The 19,027-nt window shown below is 38.1% G+C and carries 19 protein-coding genes; 8 read left to right on the top strand and 11 right to left on the bottom strand.

Features of this window, described 5'->3' with window-relative positions:
• Positions 1 to 17 precede the first annotated feature (17 nt).
• Positions 18 to 2,489 (bottom strand): endopeptidase La, encoded by a 2,472-nt coding sequence (gene lon, locus ACVWYN_RS09505; RefSeq protein ID WP_457288615.1) that lies wholly within the window; start codon positions 2,487 to 2,489, stop codon positions 18 to 20.
• 318 nt (positions 2,490 to 2,807) lie between these two features.
• On the opposite strand from lon, the gene ACVWYN_RS09500 reads away from it, so the two are divergent.
• Positions 2,808 to 3,434: a tetratricopeptide repeat protein gene (locus ACVWYN_RS09500; RefSeq protein WP_457288614.1), complete on the top strand. Its 627-nt coding sequence runs from the start codon at positions 2,808 to 2,810 to the stop codon at positions 3,432 to 3,434.
• A gap of 3 nt (positions 3,435 to 3,437) precedes the next feature.
• Here ACVWYN_RS09500 and ACVWYN_RS09495 read toward each other — a convergent pair whose 3' ends face one another.
• Complete coding sequence (locus ACVWYN_RS09495) at positions 3,438 to 3,971, bottom strand: hypothetical protein (RefSeq protein ID WP_457288613.1); 534 nt, start codon at positions 3,969 to 3,971, stop codon at positions 3,438 to 3,440.
• Positions 3,972 to 5,492: a 2,3-bisphosphoglycerate-independent phosphoglycerate mutase gene (gene gpmI, locus ACVWYN_RS09490; protein WP_457288612.1), complete on the bottom strand. Its 1,521-nt coding sequence runs from the start codon at positions 5,490 to 5,492 to the stop codon at positions 3,972 to 3,974.
• Positions 5,493 to 5,624: 132 nt separating this feature from the next.
• Here gpmI and ACVWYN_RS09485 point away from each other — a divergent pair, with 132 nt between their 5' ends.
• The 4 genes from ACVWYN_RS09485 to ACVWYN_RS09470 are packed head-to-tail and all read left to right on the top strand — an operon-like array spanning position 5,625 to position 8,382.
• Entirely contained in the window at positions 5,625 to 6,017 is a 393-nt protein-coding gene (locus ACVWYN_RS09485) for a DUF4783 domain-containing protein (protein WP_457288611.1), read from the top strand.
• A 35-nt stretch (positions 6,018 to 6,052) separates the two neighbouring features.
• Positions 6,053 to 6,895, top strand: a complete 843-nt coding sequence (gene nadC, locus ACVWYN_RS09480; protein WP_457288610.1) for a carboxylating nicotinate-nucleotide diphosphorylase — start codon at positions 6,053 to 6,055, stop codon at positions 6,893 to 6,895.
• A gap of 3 nt (positions 6,896 to 6,898) precedes the next feature.
• Entirely contained in the window at positions 6,899 to 7,546 is a 648-nt protein-coding gene (gene plsY, locus ACVWYN_RS09475) for a glycerol-3-phosphate 1-O-acyltransferase PlsY (RefSeq protein ID WP_457288609.1), read from the top strand.
• 8 nt (positions 7,547 to 7,554) lie between these two features.
• The gene (locus ACVWYN_RS09470; RefSeq protein ID WP_457288608.1) at positions 7,555 to 8,382 is read left to right on the top strand and encodes a M48 family metallopeptidase; all 828 of its coding nucleotides are present in this window, start codon (positions 7,555 to 7,557) and stop codon (positions 8,380 to 8,382) included.
• A 26-nt stretch (positions 8,383 to 8,408) separates the two neighbouring features.
• Here the strand turns inward: ACVWYN_RS09470 and ACVWYN_RS09465 are convergent, their stop codons facing one another.
• The 4 genes from ACVWYN_RS09465 to ACVWYN_RS09450 form a co-directional block, all read right to left on the bottom strand.
• Positions 8,409 to 9,677 (bottom strand): anthranilate synthase component I family protein, encoded by a 1,269-nt coding sequence (locus ACVWYN_RS09465; RefSeq protein ID WP_457288607.1) that lies wholly within the window; start codon positions 9,675 to 9,677, stop codon positions 8,409 to 8,411.
• Positions 9,678 to 9,766: 89 nt separating this feature from the next.
• On the bottom strand, positions 9,767 to 11,044 hold the full coding sequence (locus tag ACVWYN_RS09460; protein ID WP_457288606.1) for an adenylosuccinate synthase: 1,278 nt from the start codon (positions 11,042 to 11,044) through the stop codon (positions 9,767 to 9,769).
• Between the two features lie 37 nt (positions 11,045 to 11,081).
• Entirely contained in the window at positions 11,082 to 11,573 is a 492-nt protein-coding gene (locus ACVWYN_RS09455) for a Fur family transcriptional regulator (protein ID WP_457288605.1), read from the bottom strand.
• 63 nt (positions 11,574 to 11,636) lie between these two features.
• Positions 11,637 to 13,844, bottom strand: coding sequence for a RelA/SpoT family protein (locus ACVWYN_RS09450; RefSeq protein WP_457288604.1), 2,208 nt, complete (start codon positions 13,842 to 13,844; stop codon positions 11,637 to 11,639).
• 212 nt (positions 13,845 to 14,056) lie between these two features.
• On the opposite strand from ACVWYN_RS09450, the gene ACVWYN_RS09445 reads away from it, so the two are divergent.
• Genes ACVWYN_RS09445 through bshB1 form a run of 3 tightly spaced genes read left to right on the top strand, consistent with a single transcriptional unit; the run spans position 14,057 to position 15,884 of the window.
• Positions 14,057 to 14,674 carry a DUF4294 domain-containing protein gene (locus tag ACVWYN_RS09445; protein WP_457288603.1) on the top strand — a complete coding sequence of 206 codons (618 nt, stop codon included), beginning with the start codon at positions 14,057 to 14,059 and terminating at the stop codon, positions 14,672 to 14,674.
• 5 nt (positions 14,675 to 14,679) lie between these two features.
• The gene (locus ACVWYN_RS09440; protein WP_457288602.1) at positions 14,680 to 15,156 is read left to right on the top strand and encodes a glutathione peroxidase; all 477 of its coding nucleotides are present in this window, start codon (positions 14,680 to 14,682) and stop codon (positions 15,154 to 15,156) included.
• 8 nt (positions 15,157 to 15,164) lie between these two features.
• Positions 15,165 to 15,884 (top strand): bacillithiol biosynthesis deacetylase BshB1, encoded by a 720-nt coding sequence (gene bshB1, locus ACVWYN_RS09435; protein ID WP_457288601.1) that lies wholly within the window; start codon positions 15,165 to 15,167, stop codon positions 15,882 to 15,884.
• Between the two features lies 1 nt (position 15,885).
• Here the strand turns inward: bshB1 and lat are convergent, their stop codons facing one another.
• From lat to ACVWYN_RS09415, 4 genes are all read right to left on the bottom strand, one after another.
• Positions 15,886 to 17,217: an L-lysine 6-transaminase gene (gene lat / locus ACVWYN_RS09430; protein WP_457288600.1), complete on the bottom strand. Its 1,332-nt coding sequence runs from the start codon at positions 17,215 to 17,217 to the stop codon at positions 15,886 to 15,888.
• 111 nt (positions 17,218 to 17,328) lie between these two features.
• A complete protein-coding gene (locus tag ACVWYN_RS09425) occupies positions 17,329 to 17,529 on the bottom strand; it encodes a helix-turn-helix transcriptional regulator (RefSeq protein WP_457288599.1) in 201 nt (66 codons plus the stop codon).
• A complete protein-coding gene (locus ACVWYN_RS09420) occupies positions 17,519 to 17,983 on the bottom strand; it encodes a hypothetical protein (RefSeq protein ID WP_457288598.1) in 465 nt (154 codons plus the stop codon). Before ACVWYN_RS09420 ends, ACVWYN_RS09425 begins: the two co-directional genes overlap by 11 nt.
• 63 nt (positions 17,984 to 18,046) lie before the next feature.
• Positions 18,047 to 18,922, bottom strand: a complete 876-nt coding sequence (locus tag ACVWYN_RS09415) for a 1-aminocyclopropane-1-carboxylate deaminase/D-cysteine desulfhydrase (protein WP_457288597.1) — start codon at positions 18,920 to 18,922, stop codon at positions 18,047 to 18,049.
• Between the last annotated feature and the right edge of the window lie 105 nt (positions 18,923 to 19,027).

Genomic DNA, 19,027 nt, shown 5'->3' with positions numbered 1-19,027 from the left:
TAATAAACAAAAAAATCTTAGCTCGCAATTACCGGTCTTTTAACACTCAAATTCTGTGGATTTTTCACTTTATCTTTGGTAAGCGCCAGATTAATAACTTCTTGCATTTCAGAAACGTAATGAAAATTTAAGTCTTTAATATAACTTTCTTTAATTTCCAGAATATCCTTCCTATTGGATTTACATAAAATAATGTCTTTGATATCCGCCCGCTTCGCCGCTAATATTTTTTCTTTAATTCCACCGACGGGCAATACTTTTCCTCTTAATGTAATTTCTCCAGTCATGGCCATGTTTGATTTAACTTTCCGCTGGGTAAATGCAGAGGTTAGGGCAGTTAACATTGTTATACCTGCAGATGGGCCGTCTTTCGGTGTTGCACCAGCAGGAACATGTACATGGATATCCCATTGTTCAAACAATAAATTGTCGATATCAAAAAGATCAGAATGGGCTCTTAAGTAGGCCAGGGCAATAACTGCAGATTCTTTCATCACATCGCCGAGGTTACCAGTAAGTGTTAATTTTCCTTTGCCAGGACTCAAGCTTGCTTCAATAAATAAAATATCACCACCTACTTGTGTCCATGCTAAACCCGTAACAACGCCCGCAACTTCATTTCCCTCATATAAATCCTTATCGTAAATGGGGGCTCCAAGAATACGTTCTACATCTTCATAATTCAAATTAGGTTCGTATGCTTCCTCCATCGCTATTTTCGTAGCGATACCTCGCACCAGGGAACCAATTTTTTTCTCAAGACCACGCACGCCAGATTCTCTAGTGTAATCTTCAATAACCTTTTCTATTAAGCTACTCTTTAAATTAATGTCTTTGATTTTAATACCATGCTGCTCTTTCTGTTTTGGTAAAAGGTATTTCTTCGCAATCTCCATCTTCTCTTCAATAGTATAACCATTTACTTCAATTATTTCCATCCTGTCCAGTAAAGCAGGTTGTATATTGCTAAGCGAATTCGCAGTAGCAATAAACAACACATTAGAAAGGTCATAATCTGCTTCCACGTAATGATCATTAAAAGCACTGTTCTGTTCCGGATCCAAAACTTCAAGCAGGGCTGAAGACGGATCTCCTCTTTGATCGGACCCCACCTTATCAATCTCATCAAGTACAAAAACTGGATTTGCTGCTCCAGCTTTTTTTATAGATTGAATAATTCTTCCAGGCATTGCACCTATATATGTTTTTCGGTGTCCGCGAATTTCAGCCTCATCACGAATCCCACCCAAAGCCATTCTAACGTATTTTCTGTTCAGTGCTTTAGCAATTGATTTACCCAAAGAAGTTTTACCAACTCCAGGAGGCCCCACCAAACAAATTATAGGTGCCTTCATGTCTTTTTTTAGCTTCAATACTGCTAAATATTCTATAATGCGCTTTTTTACCTTCTCTAGCCCAAAATGATCTTTATCAAGAATCCTTTGTGCACGCTTTAAGTCGAAATTATCTTTGGTGAAATCATTCCACGGTAAGTCCAGCAATAGTTCTAGGTAATTAATTTGGATAGAATAGTCGGGTGCTGCCGGATTCATCCTGCCCAATTTTTCAAGTTCTTTATTAAAGTGATCTTTAACATGAACTGCCCATTTTTTCTTTTTTGCACGAATTTGCAAGGCCTCATATTCCAAATCAGATGAGTTTCCTCCAAGTTCTTCTTGTATGGTCTTTAATTGCTGATTTAAAAAATAATCCCTCTGCTGCTTATCAAGATCAGTCCTAACTTTAGACTGTATTTGATTTTTTAATTCCAGCATCTGCAATTCCAATGTTAATAACTCCATCACCCTCATTGCACGATCACGTAGGTTAGTCATCTCAAGCATTTTTTGCTTATCCGCCACATCGGCATTCATATTAGATGATATAAAATTGATCAAAAAGGAGGTGCTTTCTATATTTTTTAGCGCAATACCTGCTTCGCTGGGAATATTGGGAGATAGCTGAATAATTTGAGAAGACATTTCCTTTATAGATGCTACTAGCGCCTTAAATTCCTTATCGGTTTTAGTCTTTGTCTCGTTAAATTTGGTGATGCTAACCTTTATGTAGGGTTCAGACTGAACCTCTTCAATTAACATGAATCTCTGCTTTCCCTGGATGATAACAGTAGTGTTGCCATCAGGCATTTGTAGCATCTTAATAATATGAGCAACCGTCCCTACACTATTGAGCTCTTCAAAAGTAGGATCCTCAACAGAAACATTACGTTGAGAAACAACTCCAATAATTTTGTTTCTTTTATAGGCTTCTTTTATAAGCTTAATAGATTTGTCTCTACCAACCGTAATTGGTATCACCACTCCAGGGAAAAGAACAGTATTTCGTAGTGGAAGTATTGGCAGGATTTCAGGCGTCTCTTCATTGTTCATTTCGTCCTCATCCTGCTGAGACATTAGCGGAAAGAATTCAGTATCTTCATTTATGATGGGCAATGCATTACTAAAGTCAAATTGATCTTGTTTACTCATTAAGTAGTTTCTTTATATATATATAACGACAATCTGACAGATGCCGTTCTCTAAATTTATTATTTGTGTTGATAATCTATATTTTCAACTCCTGTGCCAAAACGTTATTAGCAGATTTTCTATGTTAAAAAGTCAGGGAGCAAAATTTATTTAACACGCCAATCATAATCCCGATTTTTTAACGTTGTATAAGGAATATGTTTAATGGTACGATAGTTGTCTCTTAACAACATTTCCTGATAACTTAAATTAGTTTCGATGATTATTGAGTGATTAGGTCAAAACTAAATATATTTATATTCTATTAAGTAAACTTAAATGAACTATTTCAAACAGACTACTTTATTGCTTTTGGTTTTCTTAACAGGGCATAGTATTGCCCAAACAAATAGTTATGATAAACTTGGCTTCCAGGCATTAATGAAGGGAGATTTTAAGGCAGCGGTTTCGCAATTAGAAAAGGCCGATACCAAGGATCCAAGTAACGTTAACGTATTAAAAATGCTGGGCTATTCTTATTACCAGTGTGGTAATTTCGAAAATGCTGTTTCCACTTATAGTCGTTATATCACTTTAAAGCCTGTAGATTATTCAGCTTATTATTATAGGGGTAAAGCGCGACTAAACGTTGCAAATGATCCAAGGGAGTCTTTAAATCAGATGAGAGAAAGTTTTTACCTTTCTTCAATTAAAGACTTTTCAAAAGCAATAGAGCTCAATGGTGAAGAGGATGCACAGCTACTTCAAAACAGAGGTTTGGCTTACAAAGACTATGCAATTTATAAATCCTATAAGATCAAGAAAGCTATTGATAAAGCAGCTTGTATAACTTTATTCAATAGTGCTGTTACGGATTTCCAGAAAATCCTTGTCGTACAACCTCAAAGGATTGATATTACCAATCTGATTGCATATGTTAAAGCGCAAATAACCAGTTTGAAATAGTAATTATTTACTCAATTTTCCCTTAATCATATAGGTTTTCTTAGCTAGGAATCTTATATTTTGCTGCTTTTTAACCAGATAAATGCTGTCTGTAAAATAGCTTAAGCTATCAATTGAGGTATATAGCATGTTCTTGTTTTTAACAACTATTACTATTCCTTTAACATCTTTATTATTATAGATGACTTTGACTGTTTTAATGGGTACTTTTTCATTGTTAGAATTATAGGTAACGGTATTGCCTTCCTTCTCCACATTGAAAAATCCCTTCCATGAATCTCTGTTTATTTCCGCATCAGAAAATATACTTAACTCTAATTTCCAGTCACTAATTTTTAATTGCTTTGTTTCTGACGAACCATCTACCTCAACCGTCTTTGTAATTGGTTTATTGTTTTTTTGCAGCCGCGCTGCCTCCCTATTCATATAACTCTTAATGTCAAAGTAAGAAAAGTCCTGTACTACAACAGGACCTTCCTTACGCTGGCATCCGTAAATAAATATTACGATAAAAGGGATTAATACGCTTTTCTTCATTTAAACCAATATGTTCCCAGTCATAATTTCTGGTATATCAATTCCCATTATTTTTAAAATAGTAGGGGCTATATCACCAAGTTTACCATCTTTTATGACTTTAAACTCATTGTCAATAAGAATACATGGTACAAGATTAGTTGTATGTGCTGTATTTGCAGAGCCATCTTTATTAACCATAAACTCTGAATTCCCATGATCAGCCAGAATAATAAAAGAATAGCCATTTTCAATGCCCTTCTTTACAACAGCTTCTGCACACCTGTCTGCGGTCTCCACTGCTTTTATTACAGCGTCAAAAACTCCGGTATGGCCAACCATATCAGGGTTGGCAAAATTTAAACAAACAAAATCAGGCCATCCTGCTTCTAGTTCTTTACTTATCGCCTCAGTAATCCCTGCAGCACTCATCTCTGGCTGAAGATCGTAAGTAGCTACCTTTGGAGATGGGATTAATATCCTTTTCTCATCTTTAAATTCTTGCTCTCTTCCCCCAGAGAAAAAGAAAGTAACGTGAGGATATTTTTCAGTCTCGGCTATACGGATCTGTTTTTTATGATTTGCTTCCAATACCTCTCCAAGCGTTTGAGAAAGATCGTCCTTGGTAAATACAACCTTTACGCCTTTAAAACTTTCGTCGTATGTCGTCATGGTTACATAATAAAGTGGAAGTTTGTGCATATCGAAATCAGGATAATCTGCCTGACTTAATACTGATGTGATTTCTCGTCCTCTATCTGTACGGTAATTAAAGCAAATTACCACGTCGTCAGCTTTAATTGTCGATATGGGACTGCCATCTTCATTTGTTACCACTATTGGTTTAACGAATTCGTCGGTAACTCCAGCCTTGTAAGACTGTTCTATTGCAGCAATTGGATCAGTAACTTTTTGTCCTTCACCTTTGGTCAGCAGATCGTATGCCAGTTTTACTCGCTCCCATCTAGTATCTCTATCCATCGCATAATACCTTCCAATCAAACTGGCAATCTTTCCGGTAGATGTAGATAGATGGTGTTGCAAGTCCTTAATGAAACTTAGCCCTGAATTAGGATCTGTATCCCTGCCATCTAAAAAGGCATGAACAAAAATATCGCTAAGTCCTTGTTCTCCGGCGGCGTCACAAAGCGCTTTCAAATGATTGATGTGCGCATGAACGCCACCATCAGATACCAGACCTATAAAATGTACTGCCTTACCATTTGCTTTCGCATAGCTAAATGCATCTAGCAAGGTTTGGTTGTGATGTAAAGTCTTGTCGCTAATGGCTTTATTGATCCTGCCTAGTTCCTGATAAACAACCCTTCCTGCGCCAAGGTTCATGTGGCCAACTTCAGAGTTACCCATTTGTCCCGCGGGTAATCCTACTGCCTCTCCCGAGGCCTCAAGTTTTGAGTTCGGAAATGTTGCTAATAGGTGATCGAAAAAAGGTGTATCGGCAATATATGCGGCATCAGAGTTGTCTTTTTTGCCATATCCCCAACCATCAAGAATTAGCAGAACTACTTTTTTATTATTCATTAGAGTTACAATTTTTGCTATATAATTATACAAAGATAAACCTATTCTGGTTTTTTCATCTTAAGAATTCCACTTTAAGCAAAGATATATGGCATAATTTATGTGCTACACCTAGGATAGCTATGCTGTATTATGAAACCGTTAATTGCATTGATTGTTTTGTTTTTTCATTTCCCCGCTTATATCGCCACTCAGACCGATATAATAGACAATTTATGCGCCAATTTTAAGTCAGCTAATTCTAAAGAAATTGCAGTTAGCTTTTCACCAACTGTAGACTTAATCGTCATTGAAGAGGAAGACGTCTATTCTAAAGCACAGGCAGAACAAATTTTACGCAGCTTTTTTAATAAATATCCTCCTGTAAAATCTACGGTTATTCACCGTCTCAATACCAATCCAAATTTTCGTTATGGCGCCCTTTCTCTGGTTACAAAAAACGGCACCTTTAGGGTTTCTATTACTTTGAAAAAAACTGCGAGCGCTTTTTTTATAACAGAATTGAAAATAGAAACAGAGAAATAGTAGTAAAATGCTATTTTTGGGTTTAAACTTAAGTTTTGGATAAGCAAATCATAGATCTATTCATAAAAAATGCACTAGCTGAAGACCTTGGTGACGGCGATCATACTTCTTTATCTACTATACCTGCAGGCGCAACGGGAAAAGCAAAACTCATTATAAAGGAAAGGGGAATTATTGCAGGCGTTGAGCTAGCTATACATATTTTCAAATACATAGATAGTCATTTAGAGATTAAGGAGCTTATTCACGATGGAGAATCCGTTGAATATGGTGATATCGCCTTAACTGTTTCGGGTAGTGTACACAGTATTTTACAGGCCGAGAGATTGATCTTAAACTGCATGCAGCGAATGAGCGGCATTGCAACAAAAACAAACCAAATCGTCCAATCTCTTGCAGGTTACAAAACTAAATTGCTTGATACAAGGAAAACAACACCAGGATTACGTTTACTGGAGAAATGGGCGGTAAGAATCGGCGGTGGAGTTAACCACAGGATAGGATTATATGATATGATCCTGATTAAGGATAATCATGTTGATTATGCGGGTGGTATCAGTAACGCCATTATAGCTGCCAACCTTTACTTGAAAGAACACAATAAAAATCTGCAGATAGAAATAGAGGTAAGAAGCATTTCCGAGTTGCAAACTGTATTAGATACAGGTAATGTTAACCGCATCATGTTAGATAATTTCGAGCCTTCTGAACTTAAAAAGGCCATAAAATTGATAAATGGGCAATACATTACTGAAGCTTCCGGTGGTATTACTGAAGCCAATATCATTGATTATGCAGTTTGCGGTGTTGATTTCATATCCATGGGGGCGTTAACACATTCTGTTAAAAGTTTAGATATGAGCTTAAAAGCGTTTTAGTCTATGATATCCATCTTTTCTATTTCAGCAGTTCTTTTGGCTTATTTGTTTGGATCAATTCCAACAGCAGTATGGCTTGGGCAAGCTTTTTATGGAGTAGATGTTAGGGAATACGGTAGCGGTAATGCTGGGGCAACCAATACTTTTCGTGTATTGGGTAAAAAAGCTGGCATTGCAGTTATGACCATAGATATTGCAAAGGGCTACACCGCAACTAAACTTGCCTACTTTATAGGTCTCTCTGTAACAGGTCCGCAACACTCTTCCCAATTTATAAATTATGAGCTTGCACTAGGCGTCACAGCTGTAATGGGCCATTTATTTCCCATATTCGCCGGTTTTAGAGGAGGAAAAGGAGTAGCCACCCTTTTTGGAATGATTTTGGCAGTTAACTTTCCAGCAGCTATGTTTTGCGTTCTTGTATTTGTAGTAGTTTTGTTGGTCACTAAGTATGTTTCATTGAGCTCTATTTGTGCAGGTTTTACCTTCCCATTAAGCATAATATTCGTATTACAGTCAACAATTAAGTCAGAAGTGTTGTATGGAATGTGTGTTTGTATTTTAATACTGGTCACACACCAAAAGAACCTCGAGCGATTACTCAAAGGCAAGGAATCAAAAGTTTATCTGTTTAAGAAAAAATTTAGTTAACTTAACCTATGAAAAAGATATTGATTCTCAGCCTAGCTTCTATCAGCTTAGCAATTACATCATGTACAACAGTACCATTAACAGGCCGCAGCAGGCTTAACCTGGTTAGTGATGCACAAGTATTGCCAATGGCTTTTCAGGCCTATGGAGAATTCCTTACGGATAACAAAGCTTCATTATTGTCATCCGCTAATGTGCAGGCAATGCAAGCTAAGCGTGTTGGTAATAACCTGATTAATGCCGTGAAGACTTATATGAATGCAAACAATTATGGAGATCTTATCAAAGATTACCAATGGGAAGTAAATGTTGTACAAAATAAGCAGCTTAACGCATGGTGTATGCCAGGTGGTAAAATTGTAGTTTATACAGGTATTTTACCGGTTACAAAGGATGATGCTGGTCTTGCTACTGTACTCGGTCATGAAATTGCTCACGCCATTGCTGGTCACTCTGCCGAAAGAATGTCTAAAGAAATGGTGTCTCAAGGTATTGCCGTAGCAGGAAATGGTCTTCTTGCTAAAAATCCGCAGACCCAATCCATATTTAATACGCTTTATGGTGTCGGCACACCATTAGTAATGCTAAAATACGGTCGCGATCAAGAGCTTGAGGCTGATAGATTGGGATTGATATTCATGGCAATGGCGGGCTACAATCCTCAAAATGCTATAACATTCTGGCAAAGGATGGCTTCAGCTTCACAAAGCAGTCAAAAACCACCTGAGTTTTTAAGTACACACCCTAGTGATGATACCCGAATTGCAAGAATTCAAAACGCATTACCAGAGGCTCAAAAATATTATAAATCAAATACAGGAAAACCTATCAAATAACATAAAGGCTGCCAATTGGCAGCCTTTTATTTTTCCATTGTTTTTATCATTGCAGATGCTTTTAACAGGCATTCTTCATATTCACTTTCCGCGTCAGCAGCGTAGGTAATTGCACCACCCACTTGGAAAGACAGGTAACGCGACTTTGCGTCATATAGCAACGTTCTTATAATTACATTGAAATCAAAATCCCCAAAAGGATCAACATATCCCAATGCACCAGAGTATACCCCTCGCTTACTAAATTCGGCATCTTCAATTAGTTGCATGGCTCTAAACTTAGGCGCCCCAGTCATGGATCCCATTGGGAAAGCGTTTTTTATCGCATCTATAAAGTGCAGTTCTTTATCAATTTCACAACTAATCGTTGATATCATTTGATATACCTGTGCAAACCCGTATACGCCAAACAGTTCATCCACCACCACACTCCCTTTAACTGCACTTTTGGTCAGGTCATTCCTCACCAGGTCAACAATCATCACGTTCTCTGCCTGCTCTTTCTTGTTGCTTTTAAGTGCAACCCTGTTGTATTCATCTTGCTCAGCATCAGTACTTCTCTTTGCTGTACCTTTTATGGGTTGCGATATCAGGCGGTTACCCCTTTTGCAAAGGAACCGCTCCGGACTAGCGCTGAGAATATATTTTTCATTCACTTTAAAATATCCTGAAAACGGAGTAGGGGATAACTCGCTTAACTTACTATACACCTCAACAGGATCTATTAGCGCATGTTCTGCAAAAAACTCCTGACAAAAATTAGCTTCATATACATCCCCACGCAATATATGTTGTTGTAGTTCTTTAACAGTTGATAGATAAGTTTCTCTACTGATCTTACTTTGTATGACAATCGGGTCTGAAAATTTTATTCCAGCCGCATCACTATTGTAAAGTTCTATTGCATCAATCCGGTCAAGCAATTCTTCTCCTCCAAATATCAGGGATATTTCCTCACCCTTGCCAGCAATCAAATATTGTGGTACAAAGAAGTAAAGATCAGGGAAGTTCAGATGGTCTACATGCAAAGATTGGAGTTGTTCCACTTCATTTTTTAGATCGTAACTGAGTAGTCCAAACATCCATGTTTGGTTTTCATCAACAAAGGTTTTCCAGGTTTCAAATGCCCTGCCTGCGTTAGCATTAAGTGCTTTATTTACGCCTGCGGCGATGAGAAAGTCGTACTTCCCATAAGGATCATTATAATGATTTGAATCTAAGTAACAGCATACTTCAAAGCCATCTGCCCATTTCAAAGCCTTTTTTTTAAACAGTTCCTGATCCTGTATTTTCATTGCTTCAACAAATGTATATAATAAGCTTTATAAGCGGTCACAAAAAAGGCGGCAAATTGCCGCCTGTATATTTTAATTGTTGGTAAATTTTAGTGTAAAATTAAAGTCTGCGTCCTGTCTGGTCCTACAGAAAGGTATTTTACAGGAACTTCTAATTCTTTTTCAAGGAAAGCAATGTAGTCAGCCAATTGTGATGGTATTTCTTCTACCTTGGTAATCTTAGTTACATCAGTTTTCCAGCCTGCAATCTCTTTTAATATTGGTGTAGGCGCTACCGTGATGATATCGTATGGCATATAATCAATGGTCTCCCCATTGTGCTCATAGTGTGTACAAGCATATATTTTATCAAATCCATCCAATACATCTGCTTTCATCATAATCAGCTCAGTTACGCCATTAAGCATAATCGCATATTTCAATGCAGGTAAATCTATCCATCCGCACCTGCGTGCGCGACCAGTTGTTGCGCCAAACTCATGTCCAACTGAACGTAATGTTTCCCCAACTTCATTGTCAAGTTCCGTAGGGAATGGTCCGCCGCCAACACGGGTACAATAGGCTTTGAAAATGCCATATACTGCACCAACTTTGTTTGGAGCAATACCTAAACCAGTACAAGCGCCTGCAGTAGTGGTATTAGAAGAAGTTACAAAAGGATAAGAACCGAAATCAACATCTAGTAGTGTACCCTGTGCACCTTCTGCCAAAACAGTTTTACCTGCTTTAAGGAACCCATTCACATAATGCTCACTGTCTACATGTGGAATGGTTTTAATGAATTCAATAGCTTCAAAAAATGCAGCTTCTTTTTCCTCAAGCTCATACTCAAACTTGTAATGAGAAAGCAGCTCTTTGTGTTTTTCAACAAGCTTATTGTAGCGCTCTCTAAAATCAGGTAAGGTAGTATCTCCAACTCTTAATCCATTGCGGCCGGTTTTATCCATGTAGGTTGGACCAATACCTTTTAAAGTAGATCCAATCTTATTTTTACCCATTTTCTGCTCATTGGCAGCATCAAGTAATTGGTGCGTAGGAAGGATCAGGTGAGCCTTACGTGCAATAACCAATTTTCCTTTAGCCACTGGGTCGTGCCCGGCAGTTTTAAGGTTATCCAGTTCCCTTTTCAAAATGATGGGGTCTATAACCACACCATTACCAATTAGGTTCATGGTCTTTTCATTAAATATTCCTGAAGGTATGGTATTCAGAACAAATTTTTTGCCATCAAACTCTAACGTATGTCCAGCATTCGGACCGCCTTGAAAACGAGCTATCAAATCATATTGCGGACTCAATACATCAACAATTTTACCCTTGCCTTCGTCGCCCCATTGCAGGCCCAGAAGCACGTCTACTTGCGTCATTCTTAATATTTAATAATAGAAATTTATAATTGGATTATTAACTCGCATTTTTTACTACTGTGTTTTGATTGTTCATTGATGCCTTAGCAGCGCAATCAAAGCAAATACCATAAAGATTTAATGAATGGTGCTTAATGTCAAATTTAAGCAGATCGCCAACCATACTTTGTATTTGATGTACACGTGGATCGCAGAATTCTACTACTTTACCACAATCAATGCAAATGATATGATCATGCTGATGATAACCGTAAGATTTTTCAAACTGTGCCATGTTCTTTCCAAACTGGTGCTTGGTAACAAGATCACAGGAAACCAGCAACTCCAAAGTATTGTAAACAGTTGCCCTGCTTACGCGGTACTTTTGGTTCTTCATATGGATGTAAAGCGTTTCCACATCAAAGTGGTCGTCTCTTGAGTAAATCTCTTCCAGTATGGCAAAACGCTCAGGTGTTTTTCTAAGGCTCTTGTTTTCGAGGTAGGCTTCGAATATTTTTCTTACCAGCTCGCTGTTGTGGTTTGTTGACATAGTATTTAAACTCCTTTCAAAGGTATCATTTTTTATATAAAACGCTAATCATTTGTTGGTATTTTAAGCGTCGAACCGGGTTACTGCAGTAACACCTTTTACCAGCAACAAGTTCTCGATCAGCTTGTCCAGATGTTCCTTATCATTTACAAAGATCATTATAGAGCCATCAAAAATCCCATTGTCTGTATCTACAGTTATAGAACGCATGTTTACCTTAAAATCATTTGATATTACTTTAGTAATGTTGTTGATCAGCCCAACATCATCTATTCCAATAATATGCAGCCCAGTTAGGAAGGTCAGCTCCTGCTGTCTGTTCCATTTAGCTTTGATTACGCGGTAACCATAATTAGCCATCAGTTGTGCCGCATTGGGGCAACTGGTACGGTGTATTTTAATGCCCTCATTTACCGTTACAAAACCAAATACATCATCTCCTGGTATGGGGTTACAGCAGGCCGCAAGCGTATAGTCTATCTTTTGCAGATCTTCACCAATCAGTAAGGTGTCAGATTCCGGACCTTTAACCTTATTCAATAAGGTTTCTATCTTTTGATGATCGCTGCCACCAGACCCTCTATTTTCAATTTCTTTTTCACTGGCCAGATAATCTTTCAGGTCCTTTAGCTCAATCTTGCCTTGAGCCACCGCAATAAAAAGCTCTTGCGTAGATTGCAGCTTAAAAAAATAGCTGATCTTATGTAGGTTGTCAGTGTTGTAGGTGATCTTTAGCGATTTCAGTTTTCGCTCTAAAGATTCCTTGCCCATCTCTGCAATCTTCCGCTTTTCCTCTTTTAAGGAAGACTTAATCTTTGATTTTGCCTTGGCGGTAACCACTATGTTAAGCCAATCTTCTTTTGGTGTTTGTTTACCTGAGGTAATGATTTCTACCTGATCTCCATTCTGCAACTTATAAGAAAGCGGAACCAGTTTGTGGTTTACCTTAGCGCCAATACATTTGGCACCTACATCGGTATGTATCTCAAAAGCAAAGTCTAATGCGGTGGCACCCAATGGTAACTGTAGCAAAGCGCCCTTTGGTGTAAAAATGAAGATCTCATCAGAAAAGAGGTTCATCTTAAAATCATCTAAAAAGTCAAGCGCATTAGATTCCGGATTGCTCAGCATTTCCCGAACGTTCATAATCCATTGATCCAAACCATTGTCTGTGCTAGACTCCTTATATTTCCAATGCGCAGCAAATCCTTTTTCAGCAATCTCATTCATGCGTTGTGTACGAATTTGAACTTCAACCCATTGCCCTTTAGGACCCATAACCGTTGTGTGTAAAGATTCATATCCATTTCCTTTTGGAGAGGAAACCCAGTCCCTCAGCCGGTCAGGATTAGGCCTGTATAAATCAGTAACAATAGAATAAGCCTTCCAGCATTCTGCTTTTTCATGCTCAGGTAAACTATCCAGTATAATACGGATGGCAAAAAGATCATAAACCTCTTCAAAAGGAATATTCTTGCTTTTCATCTTGTGCCATATGGAATGGATGGACTTAGGTCGCCCATAAATGCTGGCTACTAAACCCTGCTCGGCAAGGATATCGTTAATCGGTTCCACAAAACGCTTTATAAATAAGTTGCGCTCCGTCTTTTTTTCATTCAGCTGTGTAGCAATAAATTTATACGTATCAGGCTCCAGATATTTCATGGAAAGATCTTCCAATTCTGATTTAATGGTATATAAACCCAATCTGTGCGCAAGTGGTGCATAAAGGTAAATAGTTTCAGAGGCAATCTTCAGCTGTTTCTGCCGGGGCATAAAATCCATGGTCCGCATGTTATGCAACCTATCGGCCAGCTTAATCAATATTACCCTAACATCATCTGCCAGTGTAAGGAGCATCTTTCTAAAGTTCTCTGCTTGCAGGGAGCTGTTGTAATCAAATACACCAGATATCTTAGTAAGCCCGTCAATAATCTTAGCCGTTTTCTTACCAAACTCGCGCTCAATATCTTCCAGGGTAATGTCCGTATCTTCTACCACGTCATGAAGCAGTGCACATACAATAGAGGTAGTTCCCAATCCAATTTCTTCAGCTGCAATCTGTGCCACTGCAATAGGATGGTAGATGTAAGGCTCACCAGATTTACGACGCATATTCTTGTGGCTTTCAAGCGCCATATCAAAAGCCTTTCTAATCTCTTTTTTGTCTCCCCGTTGCATGGTTGGCTTGCAGGCGCGTAAAAGCGCCCTGTACCTTTTCAGGATCTCTAGCTTTTCCGCTTCTAAATCAATTACCAATGCGTTTTTCATTCGTGCTGTATTTGTTTTTTGAATATAATGTATTTTCTATTTAAGCGAACATAAACAGTACAATAAAACTTCAATAATACTGTTTTATAGTATGGTTATTGTACTGGTTTATTTACGAAAAATAAAGCTATTTGTTTGTAAAATAATTACATTAGATAGTTATTGAAAACTAAAATATAAAAATAGCCGTACCTTTACTGGATCATAAATTTATGAAATTTTATAGGTTTTTTATTCTGTCAATTGTCATTATTAGCAGCGGTTCCTTGAAAGCGCAGGATTATGGTGTGCCTGTACGGATGCCTATACTTGGTAAAAATGATACCATCAGGGTAGCGGGGACTAACGACAATGGCGAGATGATTCCATGGATACCGCTTAATGAAGTGGTCATCTACGGCTATAGGATTTTCAAAACCCCTGCAGATCAGGTTGCTTTTAACCGTCTAAAATACAATGTAATGAAAGTTATGCCTTATGCGCTTTATGCCAAAAGAAGGTATGAGCAGCTGGAGCAGGAAGTTGCCACAACCCCTGATAAAAAAGAGCAAAATAAGTTTGTAAAGCAGTGTGATAAAGAGATCAAAGACATGTTTAACCGCGAAATTAAAGAACTAACCATTACTCAGGGACAAATTTTAACTAAGCTGATAGATAGAGAGCTTGGGCGTACTACATATGATATCGTTAAAGAAACTAAAGGCGGAATTACCGCGTTTTTATATCAATCTGTTGCCCGCGTAGTTGGGCACAACCTGAAGAGCACCTATGATGCAAAGGAGGATAGGGACATCGAGTCCATCATTGTTTCTTCTGGTTTTTATCAATAATACCTATGCAAGATCCTGCTAAAAGCATTCACCAGTTCAAGGTAAAACTGATCAACGGTGCTGAAAAAAGTCTTTCCGAATACAAAAACAAAGTACTTCTGGTGGTAAATATCGCATCTGGATGTGGCTTTGCACCACAGCTTGCAGAATTGCAGGAACTATATACTGAGTTTAATCCCAATCATTTTGAGATACTGGGTTTCCCCTCCAACGATTTCGGAAGACAAGAGCCATTAGATGGATTTGCTATTGCGGATTTCTGTACCGTCAATCACGGTGTTAAATTTCCACTATTTGAAAAGATCATGGTAAGAGGTGCAGCAGCGCATCCCCTTTATCAATTCCTCACCAAAGTATCCACACCAAGGTGGAATTTTCATAAATACCTGGTCAACAAGGATGGAGAGGTGGTCGATTATTTCTTCCCATTTACCAAACCAAAATCTTCTAAAGTGAAAAAGAAGATTCAAAAATTGCTTTAATCTCCACTATGAAATTAGATATACTCGTACTTGCCGTACATCCAGATGATGCAGAATTGGGCTGTTCAGGAACAATTTTAAAGCACATATCAGCTGGTAAAAAGGTAGGTATAATTGATTTCACCAGGGGTGAACTCGGTACCCGAGGTACTGCAGAAACCAGGGATGAAGAAGCAACTGATTCGGCTAAAATACTCGGATTGCATGCCCGCGAAAACCTAAGGTTTAAGGACGGTTTTTTTAAGAATGATGAACAGCACCAGCTGGAAGTTATAAAGATGATCCGTAAGTATCAGCCAGAAATTATACTCAGTAACGCATTGGAAGACAGGCATCCTGATCATGGTAGAGCAGGGGATCTCGCTAATGATGCCTGCTTTTATTCAGGACTGTCAAAAGTGGAAACTAAAATGAATGGTGTGTCTCAGCAGGCATGGCGACCAGCCTTAGTGCTACAGTATATTCAGGATAGGTATCTTAAGCCAGATATTATTATTGACATTACTCCATTTATGGATACTAAAATCAAATGCATTCAGGCTTTTAAAACCCAGTTTTACAACCCAGATCAGGAAGATGGTCCGGGTACTTATATCTCTTCACCAGAGTTTTTCGATAGTGTAATAGGCAGGGCAAGAGAAATGGGCAAATCAATTGGAACAACCTATGCAGAAGGTTTTACCTCAAGAAAACTTTTAGGTGTAAACAGCTTGTTTGATTTAAAATAATCTAAAGCGTAGGTAATATCTTTTCCATAATAGCTATTCCTTCGTCAATATGTTGTTCATCCATGCATAAGGAAGGCCTAAATCTTATCGTTTGGCTATAGCATCCTAAAAACATCACATTTTGTTCCATGCCCTTTTTTATAAAGGTATCACGCATGGCTTTATCAGGGAAATCAAACGCACAAAACAAGCCTTTTCCACGTACATTGCTCATCTTTTCAAATCTATTACTCAGTTTAGTTAAGGCATCCTGAAGATGCGCGCCCACCCTGGTTGCATTATCGCACAAATGATCTTCTTTAATGATTTGCAATATCTGCGATGAACGGACCATATCAACCAGGTTGCCGCCCCAGGTAGAGTTTATCCTGGATGAAACTTTAAATACATTACGCTCCACCTCATCTACTTTATTACCGACCAGAATTCCGCATACCTGCATCTTCTTGCCAAAAGCTAAAATATCAGGCTGCGCCTGTTCGCTGTAGTGCTGGTGACACCAGAACTTGCCGGTCAATCCAACACCGGTTTGCACCTCGTCATATATTAAGAAGGCATCATTATCGTCTGCAATAGATTTTAGCTGAATTAAAAACTCTTCTCTCAGGTGATTATCGCCACCTTCAGATTGTATGGGTTCTATAATGATGGCGCAAATATCATCCTTAAAATCAGCAAAAGCTTGTTTAACCTTTTCAATAGAAAGGTCTTCCGTTTCAATTGCAATCCTTAAATTTTCAGCATTTAAAGGGAATTTAATTGTTGGTATCGGGATCCTTGGCCAGTCGAACTTGGCAAACCATTTCGTTTTATCAGGTAGGGTATTGGTTAAACTTAAGGTATAGCCAGTTCTGCCGTGAAATGCCCTCTCAAAATGTAGCACCTTAAAGCCTTTTTCTTGCTGGTAACCTTTGCTAAAGTTTTTCTGAACTTTCCAATCCATCGCTACCTTTATTGCATTCTCAATTGCCAGTCCGCCGCCTGCAATAAAGAAAGCATGCGGCAAATAATCAGGTATCCCAATTTTAGAAAAGGTGTCAACAAACTGAGCATACTGCTGTGTATAAACGTCAGAATTGGAAGGATTGGCAAGAGCAGCCAGCAACAGGTTTTTCTTAAAGTTCTCATCACCCATCATCTTGGGGTGGTTATAGCCCAAAGGTACAGAAGCAAAGCAGGTAAAGAAATCAAGCAGGCGACGCTGATATTTAGAATCGTAAATATAAACACCATCACTCTTTTCAATATCGTAAGTTAGGTCAAAGCCATCTGCTAAAATATGTTTGCCTAGAGTTTCGTTAACCAGTTCTGGAGTTACGTTCAGCTTGTACATATTGCTATAATTTGGTGTCTAGTAAAGTTAATTAAAAACCCCAAAATAATCCAGTTGAGTAGTTATATCCTTTACTTCTGTAAGTAATGAGTGTTTCAATACTGATGTTAGCTAATCCCTCTCTTCCAATTCAAATATTTGCTCCAGCGGAATTTCAAATGTTCTTGCTATTTTAAGTGCGAGAACAGTAGAAGGAACATACTTTCCCGATTCAATGGTATTTATGGTTTGTCGCGATACCTGGATCAAATCAGCAAGTTCTGCCTGTGTAATGTTTTTAATGGCCCTTTGCACTCTTATGTTATTTTTCATCTGCCGATTTTTCTTTTCTAAGTAGCCAAAGACTAATGTTAAACTTCAGGATAAAAACCAGCAATATGGTCAGCGTGTTATAAATCAGGAATCCAAGAAAGTTCGAGCCATAGATGAATAGATTAGCCATCAAAAAAATGCCGTAGGATATCAGTACTGCCCACTGCCAGCTTTTCAACCTCAGCAAAGAAATGTATTCATCTTCCTGCTTTTCCTTAGCAAAGGAGATCATCAATAAACCAACCAAAATTAGGGTAGTTAACAATTCTTTCTGGAAATTTTCACCCGTACCTCTTCCGTATGTCCAATCCCAAGCCTTAAATTCCAGGCTATCGTTGTTCACATTTAGGGTTGGGTAAATTGAATAGCAAAAGATAAATAACCCAAACGAAGCTATAAATGTAATCCAGCCAATAGCTTTGTAATAATTGGGAATCAAAAGAGAATTTTTCATAACGCTATATATTTATTTGTTTCAAATGTAAAACAAATAATTCATAATGTAAAACAAACTTTACTATTTGTACAGTTTGTCTTTCATTCCCATGATACCTAACAACCCACCAGTATGCATAGCGACTATCTTTTCTTCAGCTTTAAATGCTCCTTTTTGCAGCAGATCATCAATGGCATAAAACATTTTTGCGGTATATACCGGATCAATCAACATGCCTTCCTGGGCAACAAAAGTTTTGATGTAAGTAATCAGCTCAGGAGTAGTTTTAGCATATCCACCAAAATGATAATCCGTATGGAGGGTCAACTGTTCAACAGAGCCGGTATACTTTAAAATTTCATCAGTTATAAAACTTCCGTCTTTTAAAACCGGGATAACATGAAGGATCGTTTTTAAACCACGTTGCTGTATGCCCTTTAGCAATCCTGCTGCGGTAGTTCCCGTACCAGCAGCACAAAATAAATGGTCAATATCATCAGGTAACTCGTCGATAATCTCTGCACAGCCAATTATAGCCTCTTTAGATGCACCGCCTTCATCAACAAAATAAGTACTTGGGTTCTGGTGAAAATACGTGTTGTATAACAGGTGTTTATTTCGGTAGTTATCCCGATCTGTAAAGATCAACTCCATTCCAAACAATTTGCAAAGCAAGAGCATCTCATTTTCTACTGCTTCGCCTCTAACAAATGCTGTGCTTTTTAATCCCGATCTGGCGCATGCAGCGGCAGTGGCAACTAAATGATTGGAATACGCGCCGCCGAAAGTAACCAGGTGACTTTTGTTTGCATTCTTAGCCTGAAGTAAAATGTATTTGAGTTTACGCCATTTATTACCAGATATATAGGGGTCGATTAAATCATCCCGTTTAACCACAATCTGATTTCTAGAAGGGTGTTTTAATCTTTGTAATGGGCTAAATACATCAGTTAACATGTAACAAATATAATAGCCTTTTTATTGAGATGGAGCGCTTATGGTTTGAAATAAATTTTCCTGATTAGGTAGGGAAAGAAATTCAACACTATTTTCACGTTTTCA

It is taken from the genome of Pedobacter sp. UYP24, assembly GCF_054057295.1.
The sequence above is the reverse complement of the archived record's forward strand: the minus strand, read 5'-3'. Positions and strand labels throughout refer to the sequence as shown.